This is a genomic window from Bradyrhizobium sp. 76 (genome assembly GCF_023073025.1).
Lineage (GTDB): Bacteria > Pseudomonadota > Alphaproteobacteria > Rhizobiales > Xanthobacteraceae > Bradyrhizobium.
Genome location: NZ_JADPIS010000090.1, coordinates 936,689 through 957,317, shown reverse-complemented (window position 1 = coordinate 957,317; position 20,629 = coordinate 936,689). Strand labels below are relative to the sequence as shown.

Sequence of the window (20,629 nt, the reverse complement as noted above, 5' to 3'; positions counted from 1 at the left end):
CTGCTTGCTGACTGATTGGCCTGTCTTGACGAGCGTCTTGGGTCAGATGTCGGCGTCCTCGGAAGCAGCGAATCTTCGGCCTGGAAGCGGGACGAGCATGGCCGCATGACGGCGGTAGCGGCGATACCGGTCGCCGAACTGCTGGATCAGGTCGTGCTCTTCCAACTGAATGCCGATCAGAATGTAGGCGGTGATGCCAAGCGAATAGAGCAGATGACCGATCGTCATCGCAGGCGTGGCCCAGACTGCGAGCAGGACGCCGAGATAGATCGGATGGCGGACATACCGGTAGAGCAACGGCGTGCGGAAGCTGGCTTCGGACGGTTGTTTACCGAACAGGCGCATGAACACCTGGCTGAGGCCGAACAACTCGAAATGATTGAGAAGAAACGTGCTGGCCACCAGCACGACCCAACCCAGCCAGAAGATGGCGTCGATTGCCCCCGCCGCGACCGGGTGGCTCACGGTCCAGACCGGCGTGGGGATCGGCTGCCACTGCCAGTACAGCAACAGCAGTGCAAAGCTGGCGAACAGCACGTAGGTGCTGCGCTCGACCGAAGCCGGCACGATTCGCATCCACCAGCGCTTGAAGCCCCGACGCGCCATCACGCTGTGCTGGATCGCGAACAGTCCGATTAGCAGCACATCGATAACAATGCTTGGCAGAACCGGAGCAATGGCCCCGGAATCGACAGACTTTGGAACGACCAGGTTCCCGGTGAAGCCAATGAGATAGAGCAACGCGATCAGCGTCACCCCGTAAGCGGCAGTGCCGTAGAGGACCGCAACTAGACCCGCCATCAATCTTCTCCCAGAGAGTTCAATTTTTTTGCATCGATTCGTCAGATCGCGGCGGCTGCGGCGGTGCTTACAATGGAGAGATTTCGAGCAGCGACCGGCGCGGGTACGTCACTCCCGGGGCCGCTGCGGTGGTCCCGGATTCTGCGCGGTGACCATCCAAGAGCTTGAATTCATCATCACGCCTTCAGGGCGGACGAATTGTTTCAACTCGTCCTTCAAGGCCGCCACCAGGGTATCAAACAGACGAGCAGCCTCCGGACCGGCTTCGCGATAGACTTCCCCGGCGGGACCGATCGCGAGCTGAAACGCTACCGCTTCATCGAGATCTCGCCCGACCCGGACTTCGGCATCGATCCGTTCGAACCTGATGTCGCTGTAGCCGGCAATCATCAATTGCCGAGTCACGGCCTCGGGATCGGTCATGGAAAACGGTCCGGGGCCGCAGGTTGCCGCGTCTTCCCTGACGGGAGGCAGGTAACGAAGCAGTACCTCCTTAGAAAGTGTAAGCCACGGATTGTCCGCCCGTTCGCGCCACACAATCATCGTCATCAGTCCGCCCGGCTTGAGCGCAAGTCGCATGTTGCTCAAGCCAGCCATCGGATCTTCGAAGAACTGGGTTCCAAAGCGGGAGAAGCAGAAATCGTGTACCGGCTCAAACGGATAGGTCTGAACATCCGCTTCGAGAAACCTGAGATTTGTGATCCCCGCGTCCCTCGCATCTGCGCGACCTGCGTCGAGGAAGCCATTGCAACAGTCGAGGCCGAGGACGGATCCGGCGGGTCCGACGCGCCGCGCAAGTTCAATCGCGGTGTCGCCCCAGCCGCATCCGACATCCAGGACGCTGTCGCCGGTTCTGATCGGCAGCGACGGGAATACTATCGCGCTGTGCAGGTGAAGGCCGCCGGCCAGAATGTGACGCCAAGCGTTGAATTTCGGAACCAGCACCGCGTTCCAGAAATCGATATACGGAGTGACAGTTTGGGTAGCCTGCGCGATGCTCATGATCGAGGTGTCCGTCTGCTCGTAGTTGCTGCCCGGAACCCAGTCCTGGCGCCCCGCTTTTCCATCCCGCAACCGGTCATGCGTCCGCCGCACCGTCTGGACAGCGTCTCAAGGAAACGTGGAGGAATCGATTGGTTGGCAGTTCGTTCATGAGCCCCGTATAAGCGCGGGGACCGGCGCCGCGAATGATCGCCCGGCCGTATCACTTGACCGATCGTCCAAATCTGAGATTGGCCTAATGATCGATCCGCTATCAGAAGTGCTTCGATCGGTTCGCCTGACTGGCGGCATTTTTCTGGATGCGCGTTTCACCGCGCCGTGGAGCGTGCATACCCAGATCCTCGCTGAGGACTGCGGGACTTTCGCGGTCAAGCCGTCGCTGTTGATCGCATACCACTTCGTCATCGCGGGAAAATTGCTGCTCAGCGTCGATGGTGAACCCACCATTGAAGTGCGGGCCGGGGAAATCGTACTGCTGCCGCGAAACGATGTTCATACGCTGGCCAGCGACGCGGGTCTGGTACCCACAAGCGCGCGTCATCTCATTCAGCCCTCAGCGGATGGAGGGCTGGCAAAAATTCTGCACGGCGGAGGCGGTGAGCCGGCGCAAATCGTGTGCGGGTTTCTCGGCAGCGAGGAAACCTATAATCCGTTGATCGCGGCCCTGCCAAGAGTGCTGAAGCTCGACATTCGCGAGGGCGTCGCACGCGACTGGATCGAGGCTTCAGTGCGATATGCAGCCGGCGAACTGACGGCCGGCAGGTTCGCCTCGTCAAACCTGATGTCTCGGCTTTCCGAACTGCTGTTCGTAGAGGCGATGCGCCAGTATTCCGTGACATACACCGATCAAGATGGGGGATGGCTGAAGGGGATTGCCGATCCGCAAATCGGACGCGCGCTCGCCTCCATTCATCATAACGTCGGGCTGCCGTGGTCCGCGGAGTCCCTCGCGAGAGAAGTCTCGATGTCGCGGAGCGCCTTCGTCGACCGCTTCACAACCCTGATCGGGGTGCCACCAATCCGGTATCTGACCATCTGGCGGCTTCAGGCAGCCAAGGTGAGCCTACGAGAAACACGCAAGCCCATCGACCAAATCGCAGAGGAAGTGGGTTACGGATCCGGAGAAGCATTCAGCCGGGCGTTTAGGCGTGAATTCGGCCTGGCGCCTGCGCGATGGCGGCAACGCTGACAACCCAATTGATTGCGCACGCGTCAAGTTTCAGAACGAGCCTCCATAGGGGACGATCAGGAAATGATGCGTCGCCGTCGCGGCGAGAGCCGTGGCGGGTCAAAACCGCCATGGACGGTCGGAATCGCACCTCTTGTCTACCTCGCACAGCGGAGCATGTGACCAGCTGATAGGCACGCCCAGTGCCCTCGGCGTGGACCTGGAGTAGGGGACGCGTCCCGCACGCCGATTTCGGTGCGCACAAACACGCGTAATATCGGCGATGGGTCGAGATCGGCGAAGGCACGCACATGGTTCTGCTGGAGAAGAACCGGTTGCAGGCGTTCGACGCGATCAATCAGTTTCTCTCGAAACAGTATGAGCATGACTAGCGCTATCTCCGCGGATCCCGCCGCGAAATCGCTGGGGCTTCGCCTGAGCGCTCCTCGCGCTTCCGGTTCCCGAATCGTCCGATCCTTGAGGACGATCGCATGCGCCGTCTACTGTTCCGGAACCATTTAGACCGATGGTTCCTCCGACTTCCGGGCGCATGCTGGGCAGACAAACAATGACCTGCATGGAGTGAAACTATCAAAGTTTAATGCGCTCTGTCGTTCTCATCGATCAGATTGGGGACGGGTTCTGAGTTGTTAGGCGACCAATGCAGGCAGGATTTGCGTTCTCCAAGCTCGCCGACCGGTTGGCGAGCCTCACTCCCGTAACGGCCGACGATCTCCACCTGCTCGCGGACATGGCAAGCACAATCGCGCATCTAAGTTCGCGTCAGGCCGTTTTGCGGCATGGCGATGATGCCAGCCAGTGCTGTCTGCTCCTTCAGGGATATCTGTCCTGGCAGGATGCAGAGAGTGCGGACGGGCAGATCACGTCAATCCATGTTCCCGGTGACATCGCCGATCTGCACACACTTTATCGTCCTCGCGTTGACGGCAATTTGATCGCGCTCGGGCCTGCCATCGTCGCTCTCGTGCCCCACCGCTTCTTCCACGATTTGTCCGCGCGTTCGCCCGCGATGTCTCGCGCATTGCTGCTGATGCTGCTCACCAGCCACGCCATTCAGCGCAACTGGACAGTGAACCTGGGTAGCCGTGATGCATTGACGCGCGTGGCGCATCTGCTGTGCGAGATCACCACCCGCCTGCAAAGCGTCGGCCTGGCGAGAGATCTCAGGCTGCCGTCGCCCTTTACCCAATCGGACCTTGCGGCAGCATGCAGTATCTCCCCGGTCCACGCCAACCGCACGATTCAGGAGCTGCGACGATGCAACCTCCTGCAATGGCAGGGTAAGACAGTAACGGTCACGGACTGGCCGGGACTCGTGCGGCTCGCAAGATTCGATCCGACTTACCTGGGCATTCAGTCCAGCCGCGACGATGCGTCGTCCTCGCGTCTCAGGCCACTTACGGCGGACCTTGCGCTCGCCTGAGCTCGCTTGAGCCGTTTCGGGCGACACCTTGGAGGCTTGCGGAGCGCGCAATCAGGGCCTCCCGCGCCTCTCCAAGGACATCATCCCAATTGCCCGGTGTCCTCTGATGAAACAGCCGCAGGCTCGGATACCAAAGGGAATGGGACTCGGATGACGGCCAGCGCCAGTCGCAATCCGCATGCAACAGGACCCACGCGTCACAGCCGAGTGCTCCCGCGAGATGAGCCACCATGGTGTCGACGCAAATGAGGAGATCGAGTTGCTGGAGGAGATAACCGAGAACCGTAATGTCAGGCGTACTGACGTCACTTGCGCCGATCTTGGCAAGTTCGCACGTTCCGGCCCCGCGTTGCAGGGAGCAGAGCGTCACGCCGGGAACGGCAAGTTGCCCTAGCAGGGACGGCGGGATGGTCCTTCGCTTGTCCCAGTTGCCGACTTCCCAAACCAGGCCGACGGCAAGAGCTCCAACTTCAAGACCTCGGACTTGCTCGACCGCCGGCGGCAGCGATACGTAAGATGCACGCATCTCGACGTGCTCCCGCCTCGCCCTTATGGCATGCGGCACCTCCATGATCTCGATATCGACCTCGAAGTCGATCTCAGGTGCACCATCATGGAGCGCAAAAGCCCGATCGACGCCTGCCGCTCGCTCGACCAGCGGCAGAAGCTCGCCCTGGCACCAGACCGTGACGCGGCGCGCGACGTCACGAAGCGGCCGCATGAAGCGCAGGAACTGGATGGTGTCGCCGAGCCCGTGGTAACAGCGGACCAGTACATCCTTGCCCCTCAGCTCCTCGCCGCGCCAGATGCGCTGGAGGTGACGAGGCCCGGTATGCTTGGGTGGATACGCAAACGTTGCCAGATCGCGGTCGCTGATCGCCCAGGCGCGTTCGAACTCGCCTGCCCGCATCGCCTCGGTCCAGCTGCCGGACACGTGGTGATCCAGCTAGCGCCGCACGAATTTGTGAAAGCGGCTCGGCTTACCGTCCTTGGTGTGGTCCTGGTGGAGGAAGGCAATGCCGGCCTCGTCGAACTTGGCGAAGAATTCGTCCCAGCTGATCCGGTCGAGACCGTCGTCGGGCGGATCGAAATCGATGCGCAGGATACCGGCGTGTCCGTCCTCCTCCGTGGCCTTGACCGTCGCGGGCTTTCCGCCGCGCTCCTCCGCCCATTTCCGGATGACGTTGTGGCTGGTGGTCTGCTGGGCTTCGCTGGTTTGTGATTTGGATGACATGTGACACCTCGATTCCTGACAAGGAGCGAGCGACGGATCGGCCCTCGCGTCAGACTGTTTCGCCGTGAACGCCGGACGCGAGGATTTGTTCTTTCGCAGGCCGGACTCTCTCAAAGCATCATCTTCTTCATCTTCATCATGAAGCGTTTCGTTCCCGCCAAACTGCCGGGGATTTTATCCCAGGTTAAGCGCGTGAAATTTTTTCGGCCGAAATCCGACGTGAGGCGGACATAGTGCCGTGAGTTCAGGAACGAACATACGTTCCTCACGTTCGCCGACGTACTTACGTCAACACTGCATCTCTTCAACACTGCATGCCTTAGCGCTGCAATGCCTTCCGGAGGGCCTAGATCCATGCATTCTCGTCTTCAGGACAGGCGGCGCGTGCGCGTCGGCATCGTCGGTGTCGGCAATTGTGCGAGCTCCTTCGTTCAGGGGCTCTCCTATTACCGGGACGCCAAATCGAATGAGCCGGTGCCTGGGCTGATGAACGCCGATCTCGGCGGCTACCACATCAGCGACATTCAGGTCGCGTCGGCCTTTGACGTCCATGCCGGCAAGGTCGGACGCGACGTGGCCGAAGCGATCTTCGCAACGCCGAACAACACGCACCGCTTTTCCGACGTCGCGCCCACCGGCGTCGTGGTCCACCGCGGGCCGGTCATGGACGGCGTCGGCCAATATCTCAAGGACGACGTTCCGATCGCGGATGTTCCGGAAGCCGACGTCTCCGAAGTGCTCGCGACGTCGCGCACGGACGTGCTTGTGTCCTATCTTCCGGTCGGTTCGCAGCGCGCGAGCGAATTTTACGCCGCGCGCGCGATCGAGGCCGGCTGCGGCTACGTCAATTGCATCCCGGTCTTTATTGCCTCGAATCCCGACTGGCGGCGGCGATTCGAGGATGCAGGCCTGCCGATCGTCGGCGACGACATCAAGAGCCAGGTCGGCGCCACCATTCTGCACCGTGTGCTCGCCAATCTCTTCCGCGAACGCGGCGTGCGGCTGGACAGAACCTACCAGCTCAATGTCGGCGGCAACACCGATTTCAAGAACATGCTCGAGCGCGAGCGGCTGACATCAAAGAAGATCTCCAAAACCCAGGCCGTGACCAGCCAGTTCGACGTGCCCATGGATGCCGATAATATCCATGTCGGCCCGAGCGACCATGTGCCGTGGCTGACCGACCGCAAGCTGGCCTTTATCCGCCTGGAGGGCACGACGTTCGGCGGTGTTCCCTTGAGCGCGGAAGTCAAGCTCGAGGTCTGGGACTCTCCAAACTCGGCGGGCGTCGTGATCGACGCGGTCCGCTGCGCCAAACTTGCCATGGACCGCGGGCAAGCCGGCGCGCTGACGGGCCCCTCGAGCTATTTCATGAAGTCGCCGCCTCAGCAGTTCACGGACGAGGAAGCCGGACGGCGAACGCGCGCCTTCATCGACGACAAGGCGTACACCTGATGGCGAAGATCATTCATCTGATCCGCCACGGGCATCATGCCCTGCTCGGCCGCACGCTCTGTGGCCGGATGAAAGGCGTAGAGCTCGATGATCTCGGCTGCGAGGAAATCGCGCGATGCGCCGATACCTTCACGCCGCCGCCGAGCATGGTTCAGTCGAGCCCGCAGCGGCGCTGCATGCAGTCGGCCTGCATCCTGGCGGCGCACTTCGGCTTGCCGGTCGAGATCGTGCCGGCACTCGACGAGCTCGACTACGGCGAATGGACCGGACTGTCGTTCGAGGCACTCGCCCGAGACTCCCGATGGTCGCGCTGGAACGAACAACGCGGAACGAGCCGCCCGCCGTGCGGCGAAAGCATGCGGTCGCTCCAGAAGCGCGTCGTCGCCCATCTGGAGCAGCTGCGCAATGATCATGGTAGCGGCACCGTCGTCGTCGCCGTCAGCCATGCCGAGCCGATCCGCGCGGCGCTGCTGCATTATTCCCGGAAAGAGCTCGACGACTTTCTCTCGATCGAGATCGACCCCGGCAGCGTCAGCACCCTCAGCGTGGACAATCGCGGACTCAAGATCACCGGGATCAATCAGCGGGTGCCAGCGTGAAGATCGTGATTTTCGGCCTGACAATTTCCTCATCCTGGGGCAACGGTCACGCCACCTTGTGGCGAGGGCTTTGCAAGCATATCGCGCGAGCGGGCCACAACGTCGTCTTTTTCGAGCGCGACGTTCCCTATTACGCCGGCGCGCGGGATTTGCACGAAGTGCCCGGCGGCCAATTGCGCCTGTTCTCGAACTGGGACGATGTACTTCCTTTGGCGCGCAGCGACATTCGTGATGCCGATGTCGCGATCGTGACCTCCTATTGTCCCGACGCGATCGCCGCGACGGAACTTGCCCTGTCCGAGGGCCACGCGGTGCCCGTGTTCTACGACCTCGACACGCCGGTCACGCTGGCGAAGCTCATGGCCGGCGAGGCCGTTCCCTATATCGGGCCGCGGGGCCTGCGGGATTTCGCCCTGGTCCTGAGCTTCACCGGCGGTCCACGCATCTGCAACGAATTTCGCGACAGGCTCGGCGCCGGCAATGTCCGCCCGCTCTACGGCCATGTCGATACGGACACCCATCGACCGGTGTCGTCGCAGCCGCATTACCGTGCGGATCTGTCCTATCTCGGCACATATTCGCAGGATCGCCAGCGCGCGCTCGAGGCTCTGTTCGTCGAACCCGCACGCAACAGGCAGGATCGGCGTTTCCTGATCGGGGGTGCACAGTACCCGGAAGATTTTCCCTGGTCGCCAAACATCTACTTCGTGCAGCACTTGCCGCCGTCTGAGCACGCGTCGTTCTTTGCGTCGTCCCGGCTGACGCTCAACGTCACGCGCCGCGCCATGGCGGAGATGGGCTGGTGTCCCTCCGGCCGCCTGTTCGAAGCCGCTGCCTGCAAGGCCCCGCTCCTCAGCGACGACTGGCCGGGACTCGATGAATTCTTTGTACCCGGCCAGGAAATCCTGATCGCACACGATGCGAAGGACACGCTTGCTGCGTTGACGATGGCCGACGCCGACCTTCAGCACATCGCCGGGCGCGCATATGAGCGGACCATGGATCAGCACACATCCGACAAGCGCGCTGCCGAACTGATTTCGCTGCTCGAGCACACGGCATCCCTCGGCGCGCGCCGACAGCAACCCGAGGAGGCCTGATCATGTGGGGCATCGTTCCGGCCGCGGGCCGCGGCAGCCGCATCCAGCCGCTCGCCTTCTCCAAGGAATTGCTTCCGGTCGGAAGCCAACGGGACGACGGCATCGATCGTCCATGCGCCGTCTCCGAATATCTGCTGGAGCGGCTGATCCTTGGGGGTGCCGACAAGATCTGCTTCGTGATTTCCCCCGGCAAATCGGACATCCTCGAATATTTCGGCGATCATTACGGCAGCGCTCAACTCGCCTATGTCGTGCAGCCCGATGCGTCGGGGCTGTGCGACGCCGTGTTCAGGGCGGGCACGGTGGTTGGCCACAACGAAGACATCCTGGTCGGACTTCCGGATACCGTCTGGTTCCCAAAGGCCGCCCTGCAGGCGTTGCCGGCCGCTGACCTGTCGTTTCTGCTGTTTCCGGTTGAACACCCCGAGTTCTTCGATGCCGTCGTGCTCGACGGGGATCGCGTCACGGAGATCCAGGTCAAGCAGCCGGATGCGGCGTCGAAATGGATATGGGGCGCCTTCAAGATGTCCGGCAACGGATTTCGCGAGCTACAGTCGCTGTGGACGAAGCGCGAGCGCCGGGATGAATATTTCGGGACGCTCGTCAACGCCTACATCGCGGCCGGCGGCCAGGGTCTCGGCGTCAAGGCCGGCGAATCCTATGTCGACGTCGGCACCATCGACGGCTACCGGACGGCAATGGCGTTGCTCGCCGAAAGCTCCGTCGGGAACGGACGCTCTCGACTGCTGGCCGGCGGTTCGCCGGAGGCGGCCCGCCCGGCCCACGCAATGAACAATGGAGTGACCGCATGAGCAGAGGCGCCCTCTCCCGCGAGGAAATCCGCCAGCGCGTCGATGCGCTCGGGCCATGGTTTCACAATCTGGACCTGAATGGCGTGCCGACTGCGCCTTCACACTTTCTCGGTGACTATCCCAACGTGAAATGGCGCCGCTTCTCCGGGATCATCCCGGACCGCCTCGAAGGCAAGACCGTGCTCGATATCGGCTGCAATGCCGGGTTCTACGCCATGGAGATGAAGCGGCGCGGCGCCGAGCGCGTCCTCGGCCTGGACACTGACGACGAATATCTCGCACAAGCCCGCTTCGCGGCCGAGGTGAACGGGCTCAGGATCGAATTCCGCAAGATGTCAGCCTACGACGTCGGACAGCTGCGCGAAAAGTTCGATCTCGTGATCTTCATGGGCGTGCTCTACCACCTGCGGCACCCTCTGCTGGCACTCGATCTGATCCACGAGCACGTGGCCGGCGATCTCCTGCTGTTCCAGTCGATGCAGCGCGGCGACAGCCGCGTGGATTGCGTCGACAAGAACTACGACTTCTGGACCACCGATCAGTTCGATTCCCCGGGCTATCCAAAGCTGCACTTCATCGAGAACAAATATGCCGACGACCCCACGAATTGGTGGGTGCCGAACCGCGCCTGCGCCGAAGCCATGCTGCGCAGCGCCGGCTTTGCGATCGCGGCGCATCCGGAAGACGAAGTCTATCTATGCAAGCGGGTAGCAAGGCCGCAGGCGGAAGGTCCGGTCTATCCGTCGCGGGAGACCGGCCGATGATCGAAGCCGCCAAGATCTGGAACGAGCCCAACAACAAGTCGCACTGGGACATCCTGATCGATCCGGATTGGACCATGTTCGCGAGCCTGGCGCTCGCTGCGGGAAAGGCGATCCGCAGCGCGCATCCCACACTCCCGCGCGTGCTTGGCGGTATATCGCCGATCGATCCGTCCTTCATCCGCAACATGCAGGCGCGCGGCGTGCTCGATCATGTCGATGCCGTGGCCGTGCACGGCTTTCCGCTGGACTGGAACCTGTGGCAGATCGCGGAATGGCCGGCCAAGATCGACGAGATCAAGGCCGTCACTTCCCTGCCGGTGTGGGTAAGCGAGGTGGGAGTCTCGTCCTTCGGTGCCGAGGAGGTGCAGGCCTGGGGACTGACGCGGACCGCCGAGCTGTTGACTGGCCGGGCGCCGCGGATTCACTGGTACAGCCTCTACGATCTTCCTTCCAGTTGGGAGGCGACGACGCGGCACAAGGAAGCTGAAGGTTCCTCCTACTATCGGCATTTCCACATGGGGCTGCTGCGCGAGGACGGCACGCCGAAAGCTGCCGCGGGCCTGTTCAGCCAATATGCACCTGCGATGGGCCTGTGCCAGTGGTTTCACTTCGAGGACCACCGCCTCGATGACGCCGTGCGCTGGATGCGCCGGCTCGGCGTGCAGCATCTCAGGACTGGCCTGTCCTGGGCCGACAGCTTCCGTCCCAATGCGCTCGCCTGGTTCGATCGGCAGATGGACGCGCTGGCCGAGTTTCAGGTCACGGTGACCTTCTGCTTCACCCCGGAACATCGGGGTATCGAGCCTCATCACACCAGCCCGCCGCTCGACGTCAACGAGTTCGCGGATTTCTGCGCAAAGATGGTCGAACGCTATTGCGCGAAAACCGGACTCGCGCCGTCCGCAGTGTCTTCGCGCCCGGCCATCTCGGAGCCGACATGCGTGCCCTGATCCTGGTGATGGACTCCGTCGGGATCGGCGCCGCGCCCGATGCCATCAATTACGGCGACGAGGGTGCCGATACCGTCGGCCACATTGCTGCCATGTGCATGGCCGGCACTGCCGACGGACCCAGCCGGGAGGGGCCGCTTCGGCTTCCTAATCTGGTTGCGCTCGGACTTGGCGAGGCTTGCCGTCTCGCCACCGGGCGCGTGCCGCCGGGGCTGGATGGCCGTCCTGAGCACGCGCGATTTGGCTGTGCGAGCGAGATCTCCAAAGGCAAGGACACACCATCCGGTCATTGGGAGATCGCCGGCGTTCCGGTGCCGTTCGACTGGGGCTATTTTCCAAGAACCAAGCCGTGCTTCCCGCGCGACCTGATGGAGCGCCTGTGCGAACAGGCGCGATTGCCCGGCATCCTCGGGAATTGTCACGCCTCCGGCACAGAGATCATCGCCGAATTCGGCGAGCATCACATCAGAACGGGCGAACCGATCTGCTATACATCGGCCGACAGCGTGTTTCAGGTCGCAGCGCACGAGGAGACGTTCGGACTCGAACGCCTCTATGAGGTCTGCCGCATTGCCCGCGGACTGGTCGATCCCCTCAACATCGGGCGCGTCATCGCACGTCCCTTCATCGGTACGTCGGCAGGTGGCTTCAAGCGGACATCGCACAGGAAGGACTTTTCCGTCCCGCCGCCGGAGCGGACGATCCTCGATCTTGCCGAAAGCGCAGGCCGTGACATCGTCACGATCGGAAAGATCGACGACATCTTCGCTCATCGCGGGACCGGGAGGAACCTGCGCGGCGATGGCAACCAGGCGCTGTTCGATGCCACGCTCAATGGGCTGGCCTCTCTCGCAGAGGGCGGGATGTTGTTTGCCAACTTCATCGATTTCGACACTCTGTACGGCCATCGGCGCGACGTCGCGGGCTATGCAGCGGCGCTCGAAACATTCGATGCGCGCGTTCCGGATCTGCTGAACCTCCTGCGCGACGATGATTTCCTGATCATCACGGCCGATCATGGTTGCGACCCGACATGGAGCGGTACCGACCACACGCGGGAACAAGTGCCGATTTTGGCATGGAGCCCGCGCTCAACTTCTTCGATCGGCAAGCGCGCCGGATTTGCGGACATCGGCGCAGCGGTCGCTAGGCATCTTGAACTGCGGGCGCCGGGTCACGGCGTGCATTTCTAGCCCGCTGCACCCGGCAGATTCACCTGGGTTATTGATCCAGGTTAGAGAAATATTCGTTTGTAGGTTTCGCAGGAACGAACATTCCTTGCATCGCTTCTACTCCCAAATGTGACTGGCGCGCCGGTCGCCCGACCAGAACAGCAGCGCGCTTTCATTCTCATCACGGATTGATCCCGCAGGATCGATCTCACGGCGGCACGGAGCGGTGAATGACGCGAGTATTGATCACTGGAGGTGCGGGATTCATCGGATCGCATGCGGCCGACGCGCTGCTAGCGGCCGGCTATGAAGTCCGCCTGCTCGACAATCTCTCGCCGCAGGTCCACGGAGGCAACCGCCAGCGTCCCGCCTATCTTGCCAAAGACGCGGAGCTCGTCGTCGGTGACGTCACCGACGCTCTCGCGGTCGATCATGCGTTGCGCGGCACCGACATGGTCCTGCATCTCGCATCAGCAGTCGGCGTCGGCCAGAGCATGTACGACATCGAACCTTATGTCAGGACCAACGAGCTCGGCACCGCCGTGCTGTTGCAGACATTGTCCAAGCGCCCGGTCGCGCGGCTCGTGGTGGCCTCATCCATGAGTATCTACGGCGAGGGCCTCTACCGGAGCGCCGATCAGAGCGTGGTCGCCTGCGAGGAGCGGGCGGTCGAGCAGCTTCGCCGCGGCGATTGGGAGCTGCGCGATGCAACCGGCAACCCGCTCGATCCTGTTCCGACCCCGGAGACAAAGCAGCCTTCGCTGAGCTCAATCTATGCGCTCAATAAATATGCGCAGGAGCGCATGTGCCTGATCACAGGCAAGGCTTATGGCATCCCGACGGTGGCGCTACGCTTCTTCAATGCGTTCGGGCCGCGTCAGGCGCTGTCCAATCCGTATACCGGCGTGCTGGCCATCTTTGCCGCCCGGCTGCTCAACGGCCGCCCTCCCCTCGTCTTCGAGGACGGCCGGCAGCGCCGCGACTTCGTCCATGTCCATGACGTCGCCCGCGCCTGCCGGATGGCGCTGGAGGCGGAGCACGCGCAGGACGTCTTCAACGTCGGCTCTGGCCAGAGTCGCACCATTCTATCGGTCGCGGAGGATCTAGCCGAAGTCATGGGGCGCCGCGACATTGCGCCCGAGCTGACGCGGAAGTATCGCGCCGGGGATATCCGGCACTGCTTCGCCGACATGGGAAAATCCCGCGACGTGCTCGGCTTCGAGCCTCGCGTCGCATTCAGGGATGGGCTCGAAGAGCTGGCGGAATATCTCGCCGACCAGATCGCCGACGATCAGGCGGAGCGGGCCACCAAGGAGCTGCAGCAACGAGGATTGGTCGCGTGATGAGTGAACGAGACAACAGACCCGTCCTGATCACCGGCGGCTGCGGGTTTATCGGGTGCAACCTTGCCGACCGCCTCGCGGAGCGCGGCGAGCCGGTGCTGATCCTGGATAACCTCGCCCGCGCCGGCGTGCGGGAGAATGCGCAGTGGCTGAAGTCCCGGCATGGCGACCGGGTCACAATTACCGTGGCCGACATTCGCGAGCCGATCCCGGTGATCGACGCCGTACGCGAAGCCCGCGCCGTGCTGCACCTGGCCGCCCAGGTCGCCGTCACCGACAGCGTGAGCGATCCGGCCGCCGATTTCGAGATCAACGCGCGGGGCACATTGAACGTGCTCGAAGCCGTGCGCCTCCACAACAACGCCGCGCCGGTGGTGTTCGCCTCGACTAACAAGGTCTACGGACGCCTGATCGACGATGGCGAGATCGCGCTCACCGGCCGCCGCTACACGCCGACAAGCGGCCTGCTCGCCGCCGGCATCTCGGAAAATGCGCCGCTCGACTTCTACAGTCCCTATGGATGCTCCAAGGGAACGGCGGATCAATACGTCCACGACTATGCGCGGGTCTACGGCCTGCAGACCGTGGTGATGCGCATGAGCTGCATCTATGGGCCCCGTCAATTCGGCACCGAGGATCAGGGCTGGATCGCGCATTTCCTGCTGAGCACCATCCGCAGCAAAGAGCTGACGATCTATGGCGACGGCCATCAGGTCCGCGATGCGCTTCACGTCTCCGACGCGGTCTCGGCCTGGCTCGCCGTGCTCGATGGCATCGCGCTCGCCCGTGGACGCGTCTTCAATCTCGGCGGCGGTCCGGCCAACGCGATCAGTCTGCTGGAATTGATCGACCGCATCACCGATCTGACCGGCCGCAAGGTGGCCTATCGCTTCGCCGATTGGAGGCCCGGGGATCAGCCCTGGTACGTGACCGACACGCGCGCGCTCTCCAGCGCGCTCGGCTGGGCGCCTCAGGTTTCGTTCGCAGACGGCCTCCGATCCCTTCACACCTGGCTGGACGGCCGGTTCGGATCGTCACAAGGCAACCGCGAGGCGCTGGCATGACGCGTGTTGCCCTCATCAACCCGAATTGGGATTTTGGCGGCAGCATCTATTTCGGCTGCCGATCCCCTCACCTTCCGCTCGAACTCGGGATCTCCGAGCATTATTTGAAGGCGGCCGGGCACAAGACGCTGCTGCTCGACGCCCACATGTTTGACCTTTCTCTCGCCGATATCGAAGCCGAGCTGCGCGCGTTCGGCCCCGACCAGATCGTCATCACGACGGCACCGACCTATCTGTTCTGGCGCTGTGCCCCTCCCGAGCTCCGCGTCCCGCAGGAGCTTGCGAGGGCGGTGCGCGACTTGGCTCCGATCCTCGTCGCGGTGGGCCCCCATGGCTCGACCGTGCCAAAAGCGGCGCTTCGAAAGCTCGGCACCGACATCGTCGTGATGGGCGAGTGCGAGGCCTCCTTATTGCGTCTCGCCAATGGCGAACGGGACTTTCCGGGCCTGTGCTTTGCCGATGGCGCCTCGCTCCGCGTCAATGGCGGCCCGCAGGCGGTCGCATTCAAGGATCAGCCGCCGCTTGACTGGCCGGAGGAGATGATCCGGCGGCACCACCATCACCACCACCGTTTCGAAGCCGGGCCGCAGGCGCCGGGCGCTGAGGTCGAGGCGTCCAGGGGATGTCCGTACAACTGCACGTTCTGCGCCAAGGAGAACTTCCGCAACGCCTACCGCAAGCGGCCTGCCACCATCGTTCTCGAAGAGGTCGAAGGCCTGCGCCGTCAAGGCATCGAATATGTCTATTTCATCGACGAGATATTTCTTCCGAACGAGGAACTGCTGGAAGGGCTGGCCACACGCGGGCTGAAGTTCGGGGTGCAGACCCGCATCGACCTCTGGAAGCCGGAGATGCTGGCTCTGCTCGGCCGCGCCGGCTGCGTCTCGATTGAAGCCGGCATCGAGAGCCTCACGGTCGAGGGCCGCGCCGCGCTCGCCAAGAACTGCAAGATGACGACCGACCAGCTCGCCGAACGGCTGGTCGAAGCGCGCCGTCACGTCCCCTTCGTGCAGGCCAATTTGATCGAAGTGCCCGAGGACGAGGATCCCATCGTGCAGCGCTGGCGCCGCACCATGCAGGATGCCGGCATCTGGGCCAACGATCCGGTCCCGCTCTATCCTTATCCCGGCTCGCCGGATTATCGGAAGCTGTGGGGCGAGCCCGACGATTTCGCCTGGGAACGCGCACACCGGCACTATCTCGCGATGTTCGACCAGTTCAGCGATGTGCAGAACGATCGCCCGGTCCCGCTCGAGGCTCTCGAACTGCAGGTGGCATCATGAGCCGCAGCTCGCAGCTCAGGATCCTTATGACGACCGATACCGTCGGAGGCGTCTGGACCTATTCGTCATCTCTGGCTTCGTCCCTTGCAGCGAAGGGGGCCGACGTCACCCTGGTGACGATGGGTCCGCGCGCGCGGGCCGGCCAGCTTGAGATGCTCGGTGGCTCGCGGGTCCGCCTGATCGAAACGGACCTTGCACTCGAATGGCAGGATCCGGAAGGACAAGATCTGTCCCAGGCCAGGCGCGTCCTTACGAAGCTCGAAGCCAAAATCCGGCCTGACGTCGTTCACCTCAACAGCTTTCGCGAAGCGAACTTCGCCTGGCGCGCTCCAGTGGTGGTCGTCGCGCATTCCTGCGTCAACTCCTGGGGGCTCGCGTGCCGCGATACGAGCTGGCTCGGCGAACCGAAATGGCGCGGCTACACCGAACGGGTGACGGCCGCATTCGACACGGCACAGGCCTGGGTTTGTCCCAGCCAGTCCTTCCACGATGACATTGCGGAAATCTATCGGCCTCGCTCGCGCGGCATCGTGATCTGGAATGGAATTGAGCCTCAGGGCCTCGCGGGACGGAAGCAAGACATGATCTTTGCAGCGGGCCGGCTCTGGGACCGCGCCAAGAACATCGAGGTCCTGGCGGCCGCGGCGCCTGGACTGGACTGGCCCGTTCAGGTCGCCGGGCCGGCGGATGAGTGCCCTTCGGCTTCCGTCACCTGGCTCGGGCAGTTGTCTCACGAAGCCATGCGCGCGCACTTGCAGCACGCTGCCATCTTCGCCAGCCCCGCGCTCTATGAGCCGTTCGGCCTCTCCGTTCTGGAAGCCGCGGCCGCGGGATGTGCCCTCGTCCTGTCCGACATTCCGACCTTTAAGGAATTATGGAGTGGGGCCGCGCTGTTCGTCGATCCCACCGCCAGCAAGGCGCTGCATCGAGCGCTCGCAGGTCTGTGCACCGACGATCGCGAGCGGGTGCGGCTGCAACGTGCCGCCTTCGAGCATTCCCTGACCTACTCGCTGACCCGAACCACGAGCGCCTATCTCAGCCTGTACGAGGAGCTGCTTGCCGTCCATCACGCGCCCGCCCCCATGGAGGTCCGTGCATGAAATGCGTTCTGTTCTACCACGCGTTCACCTCCTGCTGGAACAACGGCAATGCCCATTTCCTGCGCGGTTATGCCCGCGAACTTCACGCGCTCGGTCATGAGGTCGTCGTGTTCGAGCCGATCGACGGCTGGAGCCGGTTGAATGCGATCCGCGAGGGTGGCAATCAGACCATGGAGGATATTCCAACGCTGTTTCCCGGCATCGGCATCCGCCGCTACGATGCCTCCCTTGATCTCGATGAGGCGCTGCACGGCGCCGATCTCGTCGTCGTCCACGAATGGAATTCACCTGATCTGATCGCAGACATCGGATCGAGACGGGCTCACGGCGCTCCGTTTACGCTGCTGTTCCACGACACCCATCATCGCGCCGTCAGCGCACCGGACGAACTTGCGCAGTTCGACCTCGACGGATTCGACGGTGTGCTCGCCTTTGGCGAGGTGCTTCGCCAAATCTATCTGAAGCTCGGCTGGGCCGACCGGGCCTTTACTTGGCACGAGGCGGCCGATGTCGCCCTGTATCATCCGCTGCCGCATATCGAGCGCACCGACGATGTCGTCTGGATCGGCAATTGGGGCGACGGCGAACGCAGTGCCGAGCTCAACGAATTTCTGGTCGAACCCGTGGCCGAGCTGAAGCTGCGCGCGGGGGTCTATGGCGTCCGCTATTCGGACCCAGCCCTCGCCACCATTCAAGCCGCAGGTATTCGGTATGGCGGCTGGCTGCCCGCGCACTGGGCTCCCATTGCTTTCGCTGGCGCACATGCGACTGTCCACGTCCCCCGCGGCCCCTATGTCCGCTTGCTTCCGGGCATTCCGACCATTCGCGTCTTCGAGGCGATGGCGTGCGGCATTCCACTGGTCTCGGCCCCCTGGTCAGACGCGGAAGGACTGTTCCCGGAAGGTGCCTATCTCAGCGCTTCCGACGGCACCGAAATGAAGCGGGCGCTTCGTGCGCTGCTCGACGACCGGGACTTATGGTCCGCCACGGTGGAGACCGGATTCCGGACGATCAAGGAGCGTCACACCTGCCGTCACCGGGCGGAGCAGCTTGTCGGCATTGTGCAGGACCTCAGGGCCTCAGGCCACTCCACACAGCCCCTGCGATACATCGGAGCCTCCGCATGAAGATCTGCTTCTTCGGATCCAGCCTTGTCTCATCCTACTGGAACGGTGCCGCCACCTATTACCGCGGCATGCTGAAGGAGATTGCGGCCCTCGGCCACGACGTCACATTCTACGAGCCGGATGCCTTCGAGCGCCAGGCCCATCGCGACATCGACGATCCCGACTGGGCGAAGGTGGTGGTCTACGCCGCAACGCCCGACGGCTGGCGAAGCGCGCTTGAGGACGCCGCCCGCTCGGCCGACATGCTGGTCAAGGCCAGCGGCGTCGGCGTCTTCGATCTTGAGCTGGAGAACGCGGTCGCCGACGTCCCGTCGAATGCAATGCGCATCTACTGGGACGTCGATGCCCCCGCGACGCTGGAGTCGGTGGCGGACAATCCAGACCATCATCTGCGCCATGCGATCCGGTCCTACGACATGGTTTTGACCTATGGCGGCGGCGATGCCGTCGTATCCGCCTATCGCGGCATCGGCGCGCGAGACTGCGCGCCGATCTACAATGCGCTCGACCCCGCCACGCACTTTCCGGCGCCGCCCAATGCGCGCTTCACGTGCGATCTGAGCCTGCTGGCAAACCGCCTGCCCGATCGCGAGCAGCGCGTCGAGCGGTTCTTCATCGATGTCGCACGCCAATTGCCCGACAAAACGTTCGTGCTCGGTGGATCGGGGTGGGACTCCAAAGACACGCCAGCCAATCTGCACAAGGTCGGGCATGTCGGGACCGGCGACCACAACGCGTTTTTCGGCTCCGGTCTCGCTACGCTGAACGTCAATCGCGACAGCATGGCGCGCTACGGCTTCTCGCCGCCAACGCGCGTGTTCGAAGCCATCGGTGCCGGCGCCTGCCTGATCACCGACCAGTGGGACGGCATCGATCATTTTCTCGAGCCAGATCGCGAGGTGCTGGTGGCCGCGAGCGGGGCGGAGGTCGCAGAGCATCTTGCCGGACTGCGCCCCGACCGTGCTCAGGCGATCGCGGCGCGCGCTCGTGCGCGCATTCTGAGCCATCACACCTACCGGCAGCGCGCGCGCCAGTTCAACGATCTCTTTGCCGCAAGCAGTTCGCGAATCGAGGCAGCAGAATGAAGCTCACCATCGTCGTCGTCGGTCTTTCGGTTACTTCGTCCTGGGGCAATGGCCATGCCACGACCTACCGCGCCCTGATCGAAGCCCTGGCACGACGAGGTCACCACGTCACGTTTCTGGAACGCGACGTCCCCTGGTATCGCGAGCATCGTGATCTTGCCAAGCCTTCCGGTTGGACCGTCGAGCTTTATCAATCCTTGAAGGACATCCCGCAGCGCTTCGGCAAGACGATCCGGGATGCCGATCTGGTGGTCATCGGCTCCTACGTGCCCGACGGCATTGCGATCTCCGAATGGATCACGACCCATGCCCGGGGGATTACCGCCTTCTACGACATCGACACGCCGGTCACGCTTGCGAAGCTCGAGCAGGGCCTGGACTACCTTTCCGCGGCGATGATCCCTCGCTTCGACCTTTATCTGTCCTTTGCCGGCGGCCCGGTGCCCGGCATGATTGAGGAGAACTATGGCAGTCCGTTGGCTCGGGTGCTGTATTGCAGTGCCGACACCGAGATCTACGCGCCGCAACGCGCGGAGAAGAAATGGGCACTGGGCTATCTCGGAACCTACAGCGAGGACCGGCAACCGGTTCTGGAGGAGTTGCTGCTCGCCCCTGCTCGCACTCTGTCACGCGAGCAATTCGTCGTCGCCGGGGCGCAATACCCTGATGAGGTGGTCTGGCCCGCCAATGTCGCCCGGATCGAGCACCTCACGCCCAGACATCATCCGGGATTTTACGCACAGCAACGCTTTACGCTAAACGCCACCCGCGCCGACATGCGCGCGCTCGGCTTCTCGCCTAGCGTTCGGCTTTTCGAAGCGGCCGCGTGCGGCACGCCCGTCATCTCGGACCGGTGGCCTGGGATCGAGACCGTCTTCGAGCCTTCCCGGGAAATCCTGCTCGCATCGAGCCCCCGCGACGTCGTGGAGATCCTGCGCGACATGCCCGAGGAGCAAAGGCGCACGATCGCGGAAAACGCGCGGCGCCGCGTTCTGGCCGACCACACCTCCGACCACCGCGCCCGGCAAGTGGAGACCTACTATGCCGAGGCATCGGTACGTCGCCGCCGGAAACCCCCGCAACTTTCCGCCTCGCGTCCCATGCAGGTCGCTCAAATCTGAAAGGC

Annotated in this window: 20 protein-coding genes; 16 read left to right on the top strand and 4 right to left on the bottom strand. The window is 63.1% G+C overall.

The genetic code is table 11. The features are described 5' to 3' along the window. Positions 1–42: 42 nt before the first annotated feature. Both mddA and IVB48_RS21220 read right to left on the bottom strand, forming a co-directional pair. Positions 43–801, bottom strand: coding sequence for a methanethiol S-methyltransferase (gene mddA / locus IVB48_RS21225; protein ID WP_247402552.1), 759 nt, complete (start codon positions 799–801; stop codon positions 43–45). A gap of 108 nt (positions 802–909) precedes the next feature. Then, a complete protein-coding gene (locus IVB48_RS21220; protein ID WP_247402549.1) occupies positions 910–1,803 on the bottom strand; it encodes a class I SAM-dependent methyltransferase in 894 nt (297 codons plus the stop codon). A 238-nt stretch (positions 1,804–2,041) separates the two neighbouring features. Here IVB48_RS21220 and IVB48_RS21215 point away from each other — a divergent pair, with 238 nt between their 5' ends. Then, positions 2,042–2,992, top strand: coding sequence for an AraC family transcriptional regulator (locus IVB48_RS21215; protein ID WP_247402546.1), 951 nt, complete (start codon positions 2,042–2,044; stop codon positions 2,990–2,992). 640 nt (positions 2,993–3,632) lie between these two features. Continuing rightward, a complete protein-coding gene (locus tag IVB48_RS21210; RefSeq protein ID WP_027566473.1) occupies positions 3,633–4,415 on the top strand; it encodes a Crp/Fnr family transcriptional regulator in 783 nt (260 codons plus the stop codon). On the opposite strand, the gene IVB48_RS21205 is transcribed toward IVB48_RS21210, so the two are convergent. Then, on the bottom strand, positions 4,390–5,349 hold the full coding sequence (locus tag IVB48_RS21205) for a hypothetical protein (protein WP_245287738.1): 960 nt from the start codon (positions 5,347–5,349) through the stop codon (positions 4,390–4,392). The two genes, IVB48_RS21210 and IVB48_RS21205, sit on opposite strands and share 26 nt — an antisense overlap. 12 nt (positions 5,350–5,361) lie before the next feature. After that, positions 5,362–5,649, bottom strand: coding sequence for a hypothetical protein (locus IVB48_RS21200; RefSeq protein WP_027566471.1), 288 nt, complete (start codon positions 5,647–5,649; stop codon positions 5,362–5,364). Between the two features lie 354 nt (positions 5,650–6,003). Between IVB48_RS21200 and IVB48_RS21195 the strand changes: the two genes are divergently transcribed. From IVB48_RS21195 to IVB48_RS21130, 14 genes are all read left to right on the top strand, one after another. Then, positions 6,004–7,104 carry an inositol-3-phosphate synthase gene (locus IVB48_RS21195; RefSeq protein ID WP_027566470.1) on the top strand — a complete coding sequence of 367 codons (1,101 nt, stop codon included), beginning with the start codon at positions 6,004–6,006 and terminating at the stop codon, positions 7,102–7,104. Next, a complete protein-coding gene (locus tag IVB48_RS21190) occupies positions 7,104–7,703 on the top strand; it encodes a histidine phosphatase family protein (RefSeq protein ID WP_247402543.1) in 600 nt (199 codons plus the stop codon). The genes IVB48_RS21195 and IVB48_RS21190 overlap by 1 nt, the downstream gene beginning before the upstream one ends. Further along, a complete protein-coding gene (locus tag IVB48_RS21185) occupies positions 7,700–8,803 on the top strand; it encodes a glycosyltransferase (RefSeq protein ID WP_247402539.1) in 1,104 nt (367 codons plus the stop codon). Before IVB48_RS21190 ends, IVB48_RS21185 begins: the two co-directional genes overlap by 4 nt. 2 nt (positions 8,804–8,805) lie before the next feature. After that, on the top strand, positions 8,806–9,615 hold the full coding sequence (locus IVB48_RS21180; RefSeq protein ID WP_027566467.1) for a nucleotidyltransferase family protein: 810 nt from the start codon (positions 8,806–8,808) through the stop codon (positions 9,613–9,615). Further along, a complete protein-coding gene (locus tag IVB48_RS21175; RefSeq protein ID WP_247359001.1) occupies positions 9,612–10,379 on the top strand; it encodes a TIGR04290 family methyltransferase in 768 nt (255 codons plus the stop codon). Before IVB48_RS21180 ends, IVB48_RS21175 begins: the two co-directional genes overlap by 4 nt. After that, on the top strand, positions 10,376–11,329 hold the full coding sequence (locus IVB48_RS21170; RefSeq protein ID WP_247358999.1) for a beta-xylosidase: 954 nt from the start codon (positions 10,376–10,378) through the stop codon (positions 11,327–11,329). Before IVB48_RS21175 ends, IVB48_RS21170 begins: the two co-directional genes overlap by 4 nt. Next, a complete protein-coding gene (locus IVB48_RS21165; protein ID WP_247402533.1) occupies positions 11,317–12,522 on the top strand; it encodes a phosphopentomutase in 1,206 nt (401 codons plus the stop codon). Before IVB48_RS21170 ends, IVB48_RS21165 begins: the two co-directional genes overlap by 13 nt. Before the next feature lie 209 nt (positions 12,523–12,731). Beyond that, on the top strand, positions 12,732–13,844 hold the full coding sequence (locus IVB48_RS21160) for an NAD-dependent epimerase/dehydratase family protein (RefSeq protein ID WP_247402530.1): 1,113 nt from the start codon (positions 12,732–12,734) through the stop codon (positions 13,842–13,844). Continuing rightward, a complete protein-coding gene (locus IVB48_RS21155) occupies positions 13,844–14,908 on the top strand; it encodes a GDP-mannose 4,6-dehydratase (RefSeq protein WP_027566462.1) in 1,065 nt (354 codons plus the stop codon). The genes IVB48_RS21160 and IVB48_RS21155 overlap by 1 nt, the downstream gene beginning before the upstream one ends. Continuing rightward, positions 14,905–16,191, top strand: a complete 1,287-nt coding sequence (locus IVB48_RS21150; protein ID WP_247402528.1) for a TIGR04295 family B12-binding domain-containing radical SAM protein — start codon at positions 14,905–14,907, stop codon at positions 16,189–16,191. Before IVB48_RS21155 ends, IVB48_RS21150 begins: the two co-directional genes overlap by 4 nt. Then, on the top strand, positions 16,188–17,291 hold the full coding sequence (locus IVB48_RS21145) for a glycosyltransferase family 4 protein (RefSeq protein ID WP_247402525.1): 1,104 nt from the start codon (positions 16,188–16,190) through the stop codon (positions 17,289–17,291). The genes IVB48_RS21150 and IVB48_RS21145 overlap by 4 nt, the downstream gene beginning before the upstream one ends. Next, positions 17,288–18,418, top strand: a complete 1,131-nt coding sequence (locus tag IVB48_RS21140; RefSeq protein WP_247402522.1) for a glycosyltransferase — start codon at positions 17,288–17,290, stop codon at positions 18,416–18,418. The genes IVB48_RS21145 and IVB48_RS21140 overlap by 4 nt, the downstream gene beginning before the upstream one ends. Further along, complete coding sequence (locus IVB48_RS21135; RefSeq protein ID WP_247358988.1) at positions 18,415–19,503, top strand: glycosyltransferase; 1,089 nt, start codon at positions 18,415–18,417, stop codon at positions 19,501–19,503. The genes IVB48_RS21140 and IVB48_RS21135 overlap by 4 nt, the downstream gene beginning before the upstream one ends. Then, on the top strand, positions 19,500–20,624 hold the full coding sequence (locus tag IVB48_RS21130) for a glycosyltransferase (RefSeq protein ID WP_247402519.1): 1,125 nt from the start codon (positions 19,500–19,502) through the stop codon (positions 20,622–20,624). Before IVB48_RS21135 ends, IVB48_RS21130 begins: the two co-directional genes overlap by 4 nt. The last annotated feature ends 5 nt before the right edge of the window (positions 20,625–20,629 follow it).

What these genes read in the sequence shown, in the direction of transcription:
- IVB48_RS21145 (WP_247402525.1), top strand. Translation starts at nt 16,188, where the DNA reads ATGAGCCGCAGCTCGCAGCTCAGGATCCTTATGACGACCGATACCGTC.
- IVB48_RS21135 (WP_247358988.1), top strand. Translation starts at nt 18,415, where the DNA reads ATGAAGATCTGCTTCTTCGGATCCAGCCTTGTCTCATCCTACTGGAAC.
- IVB48_RS21190 (WP_247402543.1), top strand. Translation starts at nt 7,104, where the DNA reads ATGGCGAAGATCATTCATCTGATCCGCCACGGGCATCATGCCCTGCTC.
- IVB48_RS21220 (WP_247402549.1), bottom strand. Translation starts at nt 1,803, where the DNA reads ATGAGCATCGCGCAGGCTACCCAAACTGTCACTCCGTATATCGATTTC.
- IVB48_RS21160 (WP_247402530.1), top strand. Translation starts at nt 12,732, where the DNA reads ATGACGCGAGTATTGATCACTGGAGGTGCGGGATTCATCGGATCGCAT.
- IVB48_RS21165 (WP_247402533.1), top strand. Translation starts at nt 11,317, where the DNA reads ATGCGTGCCCTGATCCTGGTGATGGACTCCGTCGGGATCGGCGCCGCG.
- IVB48_RS21200 (WP_027566471.1), bottom strand. Translation starts at nt 5,649, where the DNA reads ATGTCATCCAAATCACAAACCAGCGAAGCCCAGCAGACCACCAGCCAC.
- IVB48_RS21170 (WP_247358999.1), top strand. Translation starts at nt 10,376, where the DNA reads ATGATCGAAGCCGCCAAGATCTGGAACGAGCCCAACAACAAGTCGCAC.
- IVB48_RS21150 (WP_247402528.1), top strand. Translation starts at nt 14,905, where the DNA reads ATGACGCGTGTTGCCCTCATCAACCCGAATTGGGATTTTGGCGGCAGC.
- IVB48_RS21155 (WP_027566462.1), top strand. Translation starts at nt 13,844, where the DNA reads ATGAGTGAACGAGACAACAGACCCGTCCTGATCACCGGCGGCTGCGGG.
- IVB48_RS21175 (WP_247359001.1), top strand. Translation starts at nt 9,612, where the DNA reads ATGAGCAGAGGCGCCCTCTCCCGCGAGGAAATCCGCCAGCGCGTCGAT.
- IVB48_RS21215 (WP_247402546.1), top strand. Translation starts at nt 2,042, where the DNA reads ATGATCGATCCGCTATCAGAAGTGCTTCGATCGGTTCGCCTGACTGGC.
- IVB48_RS21180 (WP_027566467.1), top strand. Translation starts at nt 8,806, where the DNA reads ATGTGGGGCATCGTTCCGGCCGCGGGCCGCGGCAGCCGCATCCAGCCG.
- mddA (WP_247402552.1), bottom strand. Translation starts at nt 801, where the DNA reads ATGGCGGGTCTAGTTGCGGTCCTCTACGGCACTGCCGCTTACGGGGTG.
- IVB48_RS21195 (WP_027566470.1), top strand. Translation starts at nt 6,004, where the DNA reads ATGCATTCTCGTCTTCAGGACAGGCGGCGCGTGCGCGTCGGCATCGTC.
- IVB48_RS21130 (WP_247402519.1), top strand. Translation starts at nt 19,500, where the DNA reads ATGAAGCTCACCATCGTCGTCGTCGGTCTTTCGGTTACTTCGTCCTGG.
- IVB48_RS21140 (WP_247402522.1), top strand. Translation starts at nt 17,288, where the DNA reads ATGAAATGCGTTCTGTTCTACCACGCGTTCACCTCCTGCTGGAACAAC.
- IVB48_RS21210 (WP_027566473.1), top strand. Translation starts at nt 3,633, where the DNA reads ATGCAGGCAGGATTTGCGTTCTCCAAGCTCGCCGACCGGTTGGCGAGC.